We start from the raw sequence: 13,673 nt of genomic DNA, 5'->3' as shown, positions 1-13,673 counted from the left end.
TTATGCAAATCCAATCTGCTTATTCATCCGGTCTGCAAGGCTTGCAAAGTGCTCAATCTGGGCTCACTCAAGCAACAATAGATGTGGCTAAACCGACACCGACGCAAAGTGCATCTCCGGCTGAATCTACAAGAGATGTTGCGCAGCCTGATAAAACCTCGGCATTACTTAACGCTAATGAGTCATTAAGACAAGGGGAAGCGTCAACAGAAGTGATTGAAACTGATTCTGAAACGATAGGTTCGATCATTAATATTAAGGTGTAAATATCATGTCGGTTGTGGCGCTATCACCTAAGGTTGGAGCGCCATCCTCTTCATTTTCGGCACATGATAAGATGCTAAGCTCGAATCTAAGCCAGAGTCACGCTAATAGCACTTATCAAGGAGCCAGCGCTCACACTGCGGGCTCCGCAAAAATTGAAGCGAGTGGTGTCCATGAACTACAGGTTACTGGAACTTCATTTGCTCCAGTTCAAGCCACGCCTATTACTTCATTAGCTGCTAACGTTTCTCAATCTCTCCACTCATCACCGAATGTGTCTTTTGCTGCTTCTAGTGCTGTTTCATCAACTACTGCATCTGTACTTCCTGTACTGAATGGTGCAAGCCAAGCACCCAAGATCGATCCTTTTTCCGTACCAACGCCAAGGAGCAATCCTCAGGTAAATACGTTAAATGATCGAGCTAGCTTACATGCCGATGCGAGTTTTAGTTTGTTAACAGGACCAAGATCCATTTCTGGTGTACGCGGGGGACAGATTGCGACACCTATTTCTACTCAGGTATTTTCGCCCGTCGCGGGTACGAGTAATAGCGGACTTGGGGTAAATTCCTTGGCTACAATAAGTCCAAATCTCAGTGTAACGAGCAATATTCCCGTTGATATTTTTACGCCTCTGAGTCCATCAATTGGCACTAGGGGTACTTATATTCCTGCTTTCAATCCATCTAGCACGGGTGATGTTTCTCCAATAATGCCTGATTTAGCGGCAGTGTTTGGGCCACAAACTGTCTTTACTGGAGCTGCGTTAGTTGATCCCACTACGTCCGATTCTGCAATTAACAGTTCTGTAAATAAGAGTGTAGCAACGAGTGCAGGGCCTGTTGGTCAGTCAAACTCTACGCAAGCCACAGATCAATCCGCTAGCAATGATGTTGCTCGACCGACTGTGTTAGAACTATTTACTCAAGTTTTCGGTGAAGCTCAGGCTCAAGCTAGTCCTGTAGATGCTCCTGCGACAGCGTCTAACCCAGATGATAGTCAACAAGTCTTAGCTGCTGTCTTTGCCCCAAATGATAATCAGCTTGAAAAGCAAGTACAGGAAGAAGAATCGCGGAAACAGCAAATAGCAGCAGCGGAAGAGGCAAAGCAACAATCACTGGTTCAACAGGCTCAAGAACAAGAGATACAAGCCCAAGAAAAAGTGCAGGCGCAACAGCAACAGCAAGTCGATGAACTTAAAACTCGAGATTCAGAGGTTAAAGCCCATGAGCATGCCCACGCAACCGTCGGAGGACAATACGCTCAGAGCCCGAGTTTTAAGTATGAAAAGGGTGCTGATGGCCAACGTTACGCCACCGATGGCGAAGTGCAGATTGATGTCTCTCCAGTGGGAGGCGACCCGCTTGCAACGATAAACAAAATGAAGCAAGTTTATGCCGCAGCAATGGCTCCTGTTGACCCGTCATCAGCGGATATCCGTGTTGCCGCGGAAGCCTTGCAAAAAATGAATGAAGCTAAGGTGATGCTGGCAGAGGAGCGACAAAAACAAATTGTTGACTTGCAAACGGCTCAAACATTAATAGACGCAGATGCACAAATCAAAGAGTTGCCACCGTTAGAAAAACATACACCTGTAGTGACGGGAGACGTTGATGAGTCCGGTAATATTGCTCAGCCCCAAGAGGCTGTATTCACCCCCGCCTCTACTGCGCTTGATAAGCTAAAACAAGCGATCGAGGCGCAAACGGTCAACACGAGAGTCATTGATACGGGTTCGAAAACCTCTTCTGATATCAGTGACTCAGTCACTACATCGACCACAGTGGAAACGATTGAGCCACCGACCGCAACTTTAGCATTTGGATATGCTTCAACTTCAGCGGATTTAGCGACGGGTTTTATCTCAAGATCTGATAGTGCTGCAAGCCGTTATTATGCTGCGGTTGCACAAGCCAGTACAGGACCTTCTGCTCGTGTCGATATGACGTCGCAAGCGAATATTCAGCCTTCGTATCTTGCATCTTCAAATGAGCTGCCTAGCAATTTGCAATCTACGGATGTTTTGTCCGCAAACGATGTAAATGAGCAGTCTTCAAATATCAGTGCTAGCGCGAATACAAATGTGTCTTTGCAGAGCGAGTTATATGTGGAGGATGATCTCTTACAGGAGACGGGATTTATTCAGCCGCAATACTTGGGTTATCAACAAGCACGCTATGTCGACTTTAGTGTGTAAGATTAGGTTTTAAGCTTTAACTATTTCCATGATTCGCTGTTCATCATCTTTTTCGAAACAACCTCTCAGTACCACTAAGAACTAACCATTTAATCAGCAGTTAGTACTTATCGTTTTGCTCACTCGAATTGATAACTCGTTTGGTATCTTGCTGTTAATGACTATTCGTCGTTTCAATTCCATGCTGTTTTAAAATCAAGGAAGCAAGCAGTTTTGATGCAGGCCCTTGTTGATCTCTTTTAGGGATCACTAAGCTCAACATGATACGACGTTTTTGGCTGCCCTCAAGATGTAAACGTACTAGATTACCCGAAGCCAATTCTTCTTGGATTAAGAAAGAGGGGATCCAACAGAAACCAATGCCTTGATTTAAAATGACTTTAGCTTCATGGAAGTTAGAGACTGTCCAGCGCTGCTCAGCTTTGAGCCAGCCGATATCAATGTTGGATTGCACTCCAGTATCTTTAATCACTAACTGTAAATATTGTGCCAGTAGTTTATCGTCTTCAATTGTGCCTAAGTCAGCGAGTGGGTGATTTGGATGACAGACGAGGTAGAGTTCTTGTTCACATAAGGGTTCGGATATATACCCTTTAGGCGGCACCCCTGCACAGATAGCAATATCGACTTTACTCTGCAGAATGAGCTCTTGAGTGCCGGTGATCACAGAGTCCAGCATGATGATTCGAGTGCCACGACTGTGGGGTAGAAACGCATTGAGGGCACACACTAAGCTTTCCATCGGATATATAATTTCACGGGCAATCGTGAGTGTCGGCTCCCACCCTTGTTCGAGATTACTCGCAAGTTGTTCTAACTCGTTGACGGCTTGGGTGACATGCCGTGAACGGCGCAGCAGCACTTCGCCCTGCGGGGTGAGATAGGCTTTACGGCCTTTGACTTCGAGTAGCTCGATACCTAACTGATGCTGTAATTTGGCAACCGCATGGTTGAGCGATGATTGACTCTTGTTGAGTTTTTCGGCCGCTTGGGCGTAGCCGCCAAAATCGACCACCGCTTGCAAAATACGCCATTGTTCTAAGGTAGATTTAGCTCGAGTCATTATAATCTCAAAAAAACGATAGATTGGGGCTTATAGTGGCCACTTCTTACGACTTTTTCAATTAAATATCATAGAGTCAGTCGTTTTCACGACATACAGCTAACTATGTCGCGCTAAGTTATTGAGGGGATAGAGAGGCTAATCATGACGATTTTCAGTGTTTGCGCCCGAGCGAGTCACAAACACATCCTAAGCATTCACACTTAAAACGCACAAGAACCTATTGCGTCGAAAGCTTGGGTGTTGGAGCTGTCAGCATGTTCTGAAGCGGCGCTATTTGAGATCCTTTGGATCAGCGCAGAACTATCAACGGGGGCGCCAATGACCGCTTTTAATTGGTCACTGAAGCTTAAAGCGTCTTCATTGATGACTAATACATTGAATAATTTTAGTTTGTCTTGGCAGTTGAATGTGGATTGAGCTATCAGCTGGGCTAGCGATGCTTGCCAGAGTGATTGGTAGTAGAGCGGTCCTTCGTTGGCGATAGCATTGAAGCTATAAGGATAATCCTGTGTTTGTGGCCAGTCTTGACCAAAGCTAGCATTAAACTCCGCACCGAGATCGGGGTAGACTTGTGCACTTGAGTTTTGGTAAAAGTTGACTGCAACCTTAGCGCGAAAGACTTTAAGCTGCTTCGAATAAGCTTTAGCCAGTGTTTCACGCTCCTGTAAATAGGTGTGCTCAAACTGCGGAAAGAGTTGATGGCGCAGTACTTCTGCTAACCAAAGACTCGCCACAAAATAGCTATCTTGACTCTGTCCCATGGCATTGTTGAGGTAGAAATGGCTCGCTTTAGCAAGAGAAGTGACAGCCTCTGCGATAGACTCGGTTAATTGCTCAATGTCTTTGTAGTTACTCAGCTGTGGCTTGAGATCTAAAGCTTGTTGTCCAAATTGCTGGCCGAGTACACTTTGACGCAATGTCTGCTGTTGACTACCTTGCTGTGGATTTGGGTTATACGCCACATAGATTTCACCTAACAATCTTTGCTGGTGGTAGACCCTGACGATATGTGGCCGATTGGGATCGGCAGGTATTTTATCGACCTTAGCGGTTTCTATGGTCTCAAACTGCAAACCAAACACTTGCAGATAAGTAAAGCTGCGACTCAAGACGTCAGAGGTTTGCCATGTCGGCACCTTGGCTGATGCTTGTTGTGACAGGGTTCGCCCAATATCCCAGGGAGCCACTTGCAGATCTTGGGTTTGGCTATCAAGAAAAGCTTTGACTAATTCAGGGGACGATAACTGCTGCGAACTAAGCACTAATGCGCTGTAATCGGTAAAGCCTGCAGCAGTGGCGGCTTGTTGGCGCTGCTCAGCAATTCGCTCTAACGCCGTTTGATTGGTTTCACTGGCTCTGGCTTGGTAGGCCTGCCATACATTTTGGCGACATACGGCGTTTTCCTGCGTCAGTAAGTAACTGGCGATAGTGCCAGAAAAGTCGCTCTGCTTTGAACTGTCGGGCTTCGGCTCGTCACTTTTATCCTCTTTTTTATGCAGATGTTGCTGCTGAGTCACTTCAGGTTGGCATTGGCTGCCATTGAAGGCAAGACTAAATTGTTGACTGCCTAACCCTTGGCCTATGCTGGCTTGTGCAGTATGTAATTTCGCTTTCTCCTCGGCGCTCCAATGTTGTTGTAGCAATTGTTTAAGCTGTTGGCTCAGTAGTATTTGTTCTGCATTGCCTTGGGCTAAGGCGTAGGCTAGTTGGCTCAATTCAGTTTGGCTGAGAAGTTGCGACAGGGTGTCGGCGAGGTGTAGCTGGCATTGCAGTAGACCCTCGCGTTCCTCACTTGGTAAGTTAAACCCACGGTAATAGTTGAGTCTGTCGTTGATATTATTAAGCCCTAACATCTGTTGCTCAAAAATAAGCGCGCGCTGGGCCAAGGCTAATTCAGACGCAGTTAAACGCGCATTGGCGAACACAGTCGCAAGATCAATACTTGGCAAACGCAGGCATTGTTCAACTAAAAGGGGAACAGGGCTTGGCGCCGCATAGGCGGCATTCGTAACATAAAGGCTCAAGCCAAACAGGCTAACCAGTAAAGTGGGTTTTAACATGGGTTATGTGTTCTGCATCTGTGATGGAATGAGTTAACTTTGACTTAGTATCCAATTGAGTTAGCTTCAAGTCATTGTTATGCATGAAACCCTGTTCTGTTCTGGATGTCAACGATAAGGGGGGGAGTCGCAAATGTATTGCTATTCAAGGAAGGAGTTACACTAAGCTGCTGAACACTTACATATTCCAGATTAACTAGATGAATGGTGATCTTTCGGCTTTTGATATCAGCCATTACCAACTCAAACCTTGAGGACGCAATGACTGATATTCGCTTACTTCAGACTGAAAAGGTTAGTTTAAATCCTGATTAGGCTGATTTTTCACCGCGATAATCGTGGCGCGTTTGGGCGCAGGATAACCTTCAACCGTTTTGGTGATGTCGTTAGGATCTAGGTATTCAACCAGTGATTCGTTGGGCATCCAGTCGGTACGGCGTTGCTCGGCAAGGGCTGTGACATCGGTATCGACACAACGGATATCAGTGAAATCACACTTTTTTAACCATAGCATGAGCGCGGCAACGGACGGAATGAACCATACATTATTCATTTTGCCATATCTATCTTGAGGCACGAGTACGGCATTTTCGTCGCCATCTATCACCAAGGTTTCTAGCACGAGCTCACCACCGGTGCGCAATTGATCACGCAGCTGTAACAAGTGATCGATAGGCGAACGTCTGTGATACAAAACACCCATGGAGAAAACCGTGTCAAATGCATCGAGCGGTGGCAGCTCTTCAATACCCAATGGTAACAGGTGTACAGGGTGATGTGTGCCCGCTAAACGTTTGACGGCTTCAAACTGACATAAAAACAACGGTGAAGGGTCGATACCGACGACACGTTTGGCACCTGAGCCCAACATGCGCCACATGTGATAACCACTGCCGCAACCGACATCGAGCACAGTGCGGTTTTTCAGCGGCGAAATATGTTGCTTAACGCGGTCCCATTTCCAGTCACTGCGCCATTCGGTATCGATGTGGATGCCATGAATGTGGAAGGGGCCTTTACGCCATGGCATAAACAAACGCAGCAGGTTTTCAAGCTTCTCTTTTTCGCCTGGGCTAAGTTGCTCGCCGCTACCGACGGTCACGCTATCAACAAAATCCACTTGGTCGGGTGCTGGATAGTGCAGCTTGTTGAGCACTTTTTCCCACTTTGGCAGGTTGCCGTGTTTATGATCTCGTTGCCACTTGCCTAAAATGCTCGGCAGGGTTTCGAGCCAGTGCTGTAGATTCGAATCGGCGATTTGTTGGTAAAACGAGCTAAAGCTGATCACTTGATGGCCACCATAGAAGCAAAGTTAAAGCATTGGAACCAGAGACTAAAGTGACTAAAGCCTTGGCTGGTGAGTCGTTGTTGATGCGTGGTTAAGGTGTCGGGCTTCATGACATTTTCCAGCGCACTGCGTTTTTGGCTGATCTCAAGTTCACTGTAACCATTAGCGCGTTTAAAGTCTAAATGTTGCTCTTCCAATAGGGTTTGGATCGGGGCATCTTCGAAGCGAATTTTTTCTGATAGTACTAACATCCCGCCGGGATTCAGACCTTGATAAATCTTCGCTATCAGGGTTTCTCTGTCTTCTGGCGGTAAAAATTGCAAGGTAAAGTTGAGTACCACCAATGACGCATTTTGAATATCGATATCGCGAATATCACCGCAAACCAGATCGACATCCGTATCGCTGACATAGGCATTCAGGTTCTCTTGGCAGCGTGCGACCATAGATTCACTGTTATCTACAGCAATAATGCGACATTGGCGGCCTTGGATTTGGCGACGAATACTTAAGGTCGCGGCACCGAGTGAGCAACCCAAATCGTAAATTTGAGTATTTGGCATGACGAAACGATCTGCAAAATCGCCTATGGTATTGATAATTTGCGCATATCCAGGCACTGAGCGGCGGATCATGTCACTGAATACGCCTGCTACACGGTTATCAAACTGGAAATCGCTAATATGCTCGCTCGCTTGAGCGTAGATAGTGTCTTGAGAAACGTTCATCTGAGATTTTTCATGGGAATTCAACTGTGCATTTTAACGAATCAGAGCGATTAGCAGCAAGTCTCATGCTAGTAATTTGCGATAAATTTTTGTCTAATACTTAATAGATAACAAAATCGTTACATGTACATCAAGTACTAAGGGCTCAACTTGAAGTTTGTGATCCACTTAATTGTGATCTTGTGCAGCTGTTTTTTGAGTATAACGGGGCAGGCAAGTCCGTTGTCCTCTGAGCCATTAATCATCGTTATGGGTGAGGATAGCTTTCCCTATCAATATGTCGACAACGATGGCGAGCCGACTGGATTACTGGTTGATTTATGGAAAGAGTGGGCTAAACACAGCCATACCCAAGTGGTTTTTGTGGCGCGTCACTGGCACGAGTCCCTTGATCAACTGCGGCAAGGTAAGGCGCAAGTGCATATCGGCATGGGGAAAACCCCAGAGCGAGAGCAAGAATTTGATTTTGCAGTGCCCATTGCGGATGTGGGCACTTTTTTGTATTTGCATAAATCCCTGCAGGGCAAAAAATCCATCAAAGAACTGATCCCCTTTCAAATTGGTGTGGTAGCGGCTTCATCCCATGAAGCGGAATTACACCGTATCGAACCGCAGCTTGTGTTTAAACGCTACGAAAGTCGTGAGAAATTATTGGCAGGGGTCGCCGCGGGCGAGATCGTAGTCTTTGCGGGGTTAGAAGGCTATTTGAAAGATCCCGACTCATCCCAAGAGATTGCCGCAAACTTTCCCAATACTGCCCGCCTTCAAATTAAGGCGATGCAGTTTGTACCCGCAGTTCAAAAGGGCAATCTTGCATTAGTCGATAAGATCAATAAAGGTTTCACTGCGCTCGATGTGCACTTTATTCAGCAAACGGAGCGACGTTGGCTTGGCTATCAACGTCAACAAGCTGGGATTGTTATTTCGATGCAACTGGGCGCCGAGCCTTTTGTGGACTTAGGGGTCGATGGTTTACCCCATGGTTTGTATGTGGACATGTGGCAACTGTGGTCTGAGAAAACGGGTATTGCCGTTGATTTTATTTCTGGTGATATGAACTCCAGCGTGGACGATGTTCGTCGTGGTCTCGCCGATGCCCATATAGGTTATCCTGAAAGTGATGATGTTAAAACGGGCCTTACTCAGGCTTGGCATTTATATACAGTGAAGAGTCGACTCTTTCTCTATCAGCAACAGTTAACCGATTTAGACTGCTTAAAAGGTAAGCGTATTGGTGTGGTGCCGACAGCGCCTTATTTGGTGGATTTGCGTAAAGCATTACCCCAAGTGTCACTGCGTTATTACGACAGTATGGATGCCATGGTGGCGGGGGCGAGGTCTGGAGAAGTTGTCGGTTTTATCGCCGCGGGTGCATGGACATCCCATTATTTATTGCTCAATAAAGGCTGGTCTGACTTTAGCCAGTATCCTGATCTCGAATTTAGCACCAACATTTATGTGCTGACCCGTAGCGATGATGCTGGCCTTACACAGAGGATAGCCAATGGGTTTAACAGTATTAGCAATCAAGAATTTGCCGAGATTGAACATAAATGGATGCTCAATCCTAAAGATCATGTTTTTACCCAAGCTGAGCGTCATGTCAGCTTAAGCCCCGCTGAGCAGGCCTATGTGGAAAGCGTAGGCGAGCTCAAAGTCGGTTATCTAAAACAATGGCCACCGATGGAGTTTATGGATGAACAGGGTGAGTTTGCGGGGATCAATAGCGATATCGTCAAATTGCTCAAGGAACAACTCAAACTTAAGCTCACGCCCGTTGCCTTTGATGATTGGCATTCGTTAATCGAGGCGTTGCAAAAGGGCGAGGTGAGTTTAGCCGGCAGTGTCGCGCAAACGGCGGAGCGCCAGCAGCGTTTAGCGTTTAGTGAAGCCTATTGGCCATCGCCGTGGGCCTTAGTGTCGCAACTGGAACAAGTCTCGGTTTTTAATATTGCTCAGCTCGCAGGTCAAAGGGTGGCTGTGGTTGAGGGATATCATTTGGTGGCGCAATTGATGAGTCTGGAGCCTTCGCTCAAGTTAGTCATGGTGCCAAATACGCAGGCCGGATTAGCGGCCGTGACGAATGGCAATGCGGATGTGTTTATCGATAAAGTGGTGACTTTAGCTTCTGAGCTTAAAACCAGCCACTATCCGACACTGAAAATGTCGCTGCTCAGTGATCTCGCCGATCAACACAGTCATATTGGTGTTTATCCTCAATTTGCGCCGCTGGTGCCGTTGATTAACAAAGCTTTGGCTTTGGTTGATGCTCAACATCAGCAAAAAATATATACGCGCTGGGTGTCATTTTCTGTGGCGACAGAGAGTGCTAAATATCTGCAATGGCTGCGTTATATCGTGTTTGGCGTGATAATCTTGTGTTTAGTGATGGTGGCTGTGCTGTTAGTGAATCGTCGTTTAAATCGTGAGATCACCCAGCGATTGGTGGCTGAAAAACGTTTGCTGCATGTGGCTAATCATGATGCTTTAACTCAGTTGCCCAATCGTGCCTTACTTGATGACAGACTAACCCAAGCTTTGCTATCTCATCGCAGAGAACAGGCACATTTCGCTTTGTTATTCATCGATCTCGATGGGTTTAAACAAATCAATGACCAACACGGTCATCCCATTGGCGATGAATTACTGGTACTGGTCGCCCAAAAGTTAACCAAGGTTATCCGTGGATCAGATACCGTTGCGCGATTTGGCGGCGATGAGTTTGTTATCCTGCTAAATCGTGTGCAAGATCTCGATGCCGTTACCCAAGTTGCTGATAATATTCTACAGGCACTGTCGAGCCCTTTGCTTATTCAAGGCGTCAGTGTCAGCATAGCCGTTAGTATCGGCGTGGTGATTTACCCCCGCGATGGTGACACCGCGATAGGTTTGTTGAAAAAAGCCGATCAGCTGATGTACCAAGCAAAAAGTAGCGGCGGGCGTTGTTATCGCTCAGCTTGATGTTTTTTTGAACGCTCATGCTCAGATAGTGCGTTCGCCTCTAGTCAAGGGCGTAAAACTGTTTGATACTTCACCGCCTAAGTGTGAAGTACTTTGGTAATCGGCATTATTTTACTATAATGCCGCTTTTATCTCGTTTTGATTATTTCCAAAGCACCGGTTTCCGGATAAAGGATAGAGTTAGATGCGCAGTCATTATTGTGGAGACGTCAATAAGTCTCACGTTGGACAAGAAGTTACCTTGGTAGGTTGGGTTAATCGTAGCCGTGATTTGGGTGGCGTTGTCTTTTTAGATTTAAGAGACAGAGAAGGTCTCATCCAAGTGGTCTATGATCCAGACTTACCTGAGGTGTTCAATGTCGCTAGCACGCTGCGCGCCGAATTTTGCGTTCAGGTCAAAGGCTTAGTTCGTGCCCGTCCTGATAGCCAAGTCAATGGTCAAATGAAGACGGGTGAGATTGAAGTCTTAGGTCAAGCCTTGACGATTATCAATGCTGCCGATCCACTGCCATTGAGCATGGATAACTACCAGAACAACAGCGAAGAGCAACGTCTTAAGTATCGTTACTTAGATTTACGTCGTCCAGAAATGGCGCAGCGATTAATTTTCCGCGCTAAAGTCACCAGTTCTGTGCGTCGTTTCCTCGACTCAAACGGTTTCTTAGACATAGAAACACCGATCCTGACCAAGGCAACCCCAGAAGGTGCCCGCGATTATTTAGTACCAAGCCGTACTTATAAAGGTCAGTTCTTTGCCTTGCCACAATCACCACAGCTGTTTAAACAGTTGCTGATGATGTCAGGCTTTGATCGTTACTATCAAATCGTAAAATGCTTTCGTGATGAAGACTTACGTGCCGACCGTCAGCCAGAATTCACCCAAATCGATATCGAAACGTCTTTCATGAGCTCTGAGCAAGTGATGGCGAAAACCGAAGAGATGATGCGTGGTCTGTTCCTTGAAATGCTGAACGTCGATCTCGGCGAGTTCCCGCGCATGACCTACAACGAAGCGATGCGTCGTTTTGGTTCAGATAAGCCAGATTTACGTAACCCATTAGAGCTGGTGGACATTGCCGATTTACTCAAAGAAGTGGAATTTGCGGTATTCTCTGGTCCTGCGAACGATGAAGAAGGTCGTGTTGCTGCACTGCGTATTCCGGGCGGCGCTGCACTGTCTCGTAAGCAAATCGATGATTACACTAAGTTTGTTGGCATCTATGGCGCTAAAGGCTTAGCGTGGATGAAGATTAATGACCTAAGCCTTGGCTTAGAAGGCATTCAATCACCTGTGCTGAAATTCTTAAACGAAAGCATAGTCAATGAAATCGTGAGCCGCACTGGCGTGCAAACTGGTGACATTATCCTGTTTGGTGCAGATCAGGCGACTGTGGTTGCCGAATCTATGGGCGCACTGCGTCTTAAAGCGGGCGAAGATTTCAGCTTATTGCAAGGTGAATGGCGTCCACTGTGGGTAGTTGACTTCCCAATGTTTGAGAAAATCAACGGCAACTTCCACGCGGTTCACCATCCGTTCACCGCACCGCGCGGCGTAACAGCAGCTGAACTTGAAGCTAACCCAGCAAATCGCGTTTCTGATGCTTACGATATGGTATTAAACGGCTGCGAATTAGGCGGTGGTTCAGTACGTATCCACAACCAAGAAATGCAGTCTGCGGTATTCCGTATTCTGGGTATTACTGACGATGAAGCTAAAGAGAAATTCGGCTTCCTGTTAGAAGCGTTACGTTACGGTACACCGCCACATGCTGGTTTAGCGTTTGGTTTAGACCGCATCATCATGCTGATGACGGGCGCAAGCTCAATCCGTGATGTGATGGCGTTCCCGAAAACCACCACTGCCGCTTGTCCGCTGACTAACGCGCCTGGTTTTGCCAATCCGCAGCAATTAGCTGAACTTGGTATTGCCGTGGTTGAGAAAGCTGTTAAAGCTGAAGACTGATCTTTTGTAAGAGGGCTTTGTAAGGCGACTTTTGTAAATCGACCTTATTCAAATCGACATTATGTAAATCGTTTTAGTGTAACTCGTTTTTGTGTAAGTCGATTTGGGTTAACCCTTATCAGTTATTTTTAGTCGTACCGAAAACCGAGGCATGAGCCTCGGTTTGTTTTAGTGAACCGTCATTCCACCGCTTATCAATATCTGTTAGTTCAATCCTTTAAGTAAATAGCCGTTATTTAGTCTTATTCCACCTTCGGCTCTTGATAAGCTTTGCGATGGCACCTAGATGATACCTAAGTAGAGGAGACTTCCCATGGCAGGTCACAGTAAATGGGCCAACATTAAGCACCGTAAAGCGGCTCAAGATGCTAAACGCGGTAAACTCTTTACTAAATTCATTCGCGAGTTAACCGTTGCTGCCCGTGAAGGTGGCTCAGATCCCGACTCTAATCCACGATTACGTGTCGCCATTGATAAAGCCCTCGGTGGCAATATGACCCGAGACACGGTTGAGCGTGCGATTAAACGCGGCGCCGGTGAATTAGAAGGCCAGCAACTCGAAACCATTCTCTATGAAGGTTATGGCCCAGGCGGCACCGCTGTGATGGTTGAAACCATGACGGACAATCGTAATCGTACTGTGAGTGGTGTACGTAATGCGTTTAGTAAATCGGGCGGTAACTTAGGCACGGATGGGTCGGTTTCTTATCTGTTCACTAAGCGTGGGGTGTTATCCTATGCGCCGGGAACTGATGAAGATGCATTGATGGAAGCGGCGCTTGAAGCGGGCGCGGAAGATATTGTCAGCTATGATGATGGCGCGGTGGATGTGTTTACTGATCCCGTTGATTTCTATACGGTGAAAGAGGCGCTCGATAACGCCCATTTTGTGGCGGATAATGCCGAAATCGCGATGATAGCCTCGACGAAAGCTGAGCTTGATCTAGACACCGCCGAAAAATTTATGCGCCTTATCGACACCCTTGAAGATCACGATGATGTGCAAGAGGTGTATCATAATGCGGAAATCTCCGATGATGTGATGGCAAGCCTAGGCTAGATTGACTGTGAGCTGAATTGGGGCGTCAATTGAAGCCCATTTCAGCTCGCAAACGCTAACGTAGGAACAGGGACGCAAATGTAGAT

The 13,673-nt window shown here is 46.6% G+C and carries 9 protein-coding genes; 5 read left to right on the top strand and 4 right to left on the bottom strand.

All coding sequences use genetic code 11. The annotated features are described in order from the left end of the window. Positions 1 to 2 precede the first annotated feature (2 nt). Both L5L94_RS04120 and L5L94_RS04115 read left to right on the top strand, forming a co-directional pair. Positions 3 to 266 carry a chemotaxis protein gene (locus L5L94_RS04120; RefSeq protein ID WP_263161351.1) on the top strand — a complete coding sequence of 88 codons (264 nt, stop codon included), beginning with the start codon at positions 3 to 5 and terminating at the stop codon, positions 264 to 266. A 5-nt stretch (positions 267 to 271) separates the two neighbouring features. After that, a complete protein-coding gene (locus L5L94_RS04115; protein ID WP_263161349.1) occupies positions 272 to 2,461 on the top strand; it encodes a putative metalloprotease CJM1_0395 family protein in 2,190 nt (729 codons plus the stop codon). 154 nt (positions 2,462 to 2,615) lie between these two features. On the opposite strand, the gene L5L94_RS04110 is transcribed toward L5L94_RS04115, so the two are convergent. The 4 genes from L5L94_RS04110 to cmoA form a co-directional block, all read right to left on the bottom strand. Beyond that, positions 2,616 to 3,524: a LysR family transcriptional regulator gene (locus L5L94_RS04110; RefSeq protein WP_263161346.1), complete on the bottom strand. Its 909-nt coding sequence runs from the start codon at positions 3,522 to 3,524 to the stop codon at positions 2,616 to 2,618. Positions 3,525 to 3,727: 203 nt separating this feature from the next. Continuing rightward, on the bottom strand, positions 3,728 to 5,587 hold the full coding sequence (locus L5L94_RS04105) for a M3 family metallopeptidase (protein ID WP_263161343.1): 1,860 nt from the start codon (positions 5,585 to 5,587) through the stop codon (positions 3,728 to 3,730). A gap of 295 nt (positions 5,588 to 5,882) precedes the next feature. After that, on the bottom strand, positions 5,883 to 6,875 hold the full coding sequence (gene cmoB, locus L5L94_RS04100) for a tRNA 5-methoxyuridine(34)/uridine 5-oxyacetic acid(34) synthase CmoB (RefSeq protein ID WP_263161339.1): 993 nt from the start codon (positions 6,873 to 6,875) through the stop codon (positions 5,883 to 5,885). Continuing rightward, the gene (gene cmoA / locus L5L94_RS04095; protein WP_263161336.1) at positions 6,872 to 7,603 is read right to left on the bottom strand and encodes a carboxy-S-adenosyl-L-methionine synthase CmoA; all 732 of its coding nucleotides are present in this window, start codon (positions 7,601 to 7,603) and stop codon (positions 6,872 to 6,874) included. Before cmoA ends, cmoB begins: the two co-directional genes overlap by 4 nt. A 150-nt stretch (positions 7,604 to 7,753) precedes the next feature. Between cmoA and L5L94_RS04090 the strand changes: the two genes are divergently transcribed. The 3 genes from L5L94_RS04090 to L5L94_RS04080 all read left to right on the top strand — a co-directional run bounded on the left by L5L94_RS04090 (position 7,754) and on the right by L5L94_RS04080 (position 13,587). After that, positions 7,754 to 10,564: a transporter substrate-binding domain-containing protein gene (locus L5L94_RS04090; protein WP_263161333.1), complete on the top strand. Its 2,811-nt coding sequence runs from the start codon at positions 7,754 to 7,756 to the stop codon at positions 10,562 to 10,564. A gap of 184 nt (positions 10,565 to 10,748) precedes the next feature. Then, complete coding sequence (gene aspS, locus L5L94_RS04085; protein WP_219250844.1) at positions 10,749 to 12,527, top strand: aspartate--tRNA ligase; 1,779 nt, start codon at positions 10,749 to 10,751, stop codon at positions 12,525 to 12,527. Positions 12,528 to 12,840: 313 nt separating this feature from the next. Beyond that, on the top strand, positions 12,841 to 13,587 hold the full coding sequence (locus L5L94_RS04080) for a YebC/PmpR family DNA-binding transcriptional regulator (RefSeq protein WP_263161329.1): 747 nt from the start codon (positions 12,841 to 12,843) through the stop codon (positions 13,585 to 13,587). Positions 13,588 to 13,673: the final 86 nt, after the last annotated feature.

The sequence above is a fragment of the Shewanella sp. SM21 genome, assembly GCF_025654335.1.
GTDB classification, from domain to species: domain Bacteria; phylum Pseudomonadota; class Gammaproteobacteria; order Enterobacterales; family Shewanellaceae; genus Shewanella; species Shewanella oncorhynchi.
Note: the sequence above shows the minus strand (reverse complement) of the source record. Positions and strands in the feature narration are given on the sequence as shown.

What these genes read in the sequence shown, in the direction of transcription:
- L5L94_RS04115 (WP_263161349.1), top strand. Translation starts at nt 272, where the DNA reads ATGTCGGTTGTGGCGCTATCACCTAAGGTTGGAGCGCCATCCTCTTCA.
- L5L94_RS04110 (WP_263161346.1), bottom strand. Translation starts at nt 3,524, where the DNA reads ATGACTCGAGCTAAATCTACCTTAGAACAATGGCGTATTTTGCAAGCG.
- L5L94_RS04080 (WP_263161329.1), top strand. Translation starts at nt 12,841, where the DNA reads ATGGCAGGTCACAGTAAATGGGCCAACATTAAGCACCGTAAAGCGGCT.
- L5L94_RS04120 (WP_263161351.1), top strand. Translation starts at nt 3, where the DNA reads ATGCAAATCCAATCTGCTTATTCATCCGGTCTGCAAGGCTTGCAAAGT.
- aspS (WP_219250844.1), top strand. Translation starts at nt 10,749, where the DNA reads ATGCGCAGTCATTATTGTGGAGACGTCAATAAGTCTCACGTTGGACAA.
- L5L94_RS04105 (WP_263161343.1), bottom strand. Translation starts at nt 5,587, where the DNA reads ATGTTAAAACCCACTTTACTGGTTAGCCTGTTTGGCTTGAGCCTTTAT.
- cmoA (WP_263161336.1), bottom strand. Translation starts at nt 7,603, where the DNA reads ATGAACGTTTCTCAAGACACTATCTACGCTCAAGCGAGCGAGCATATT.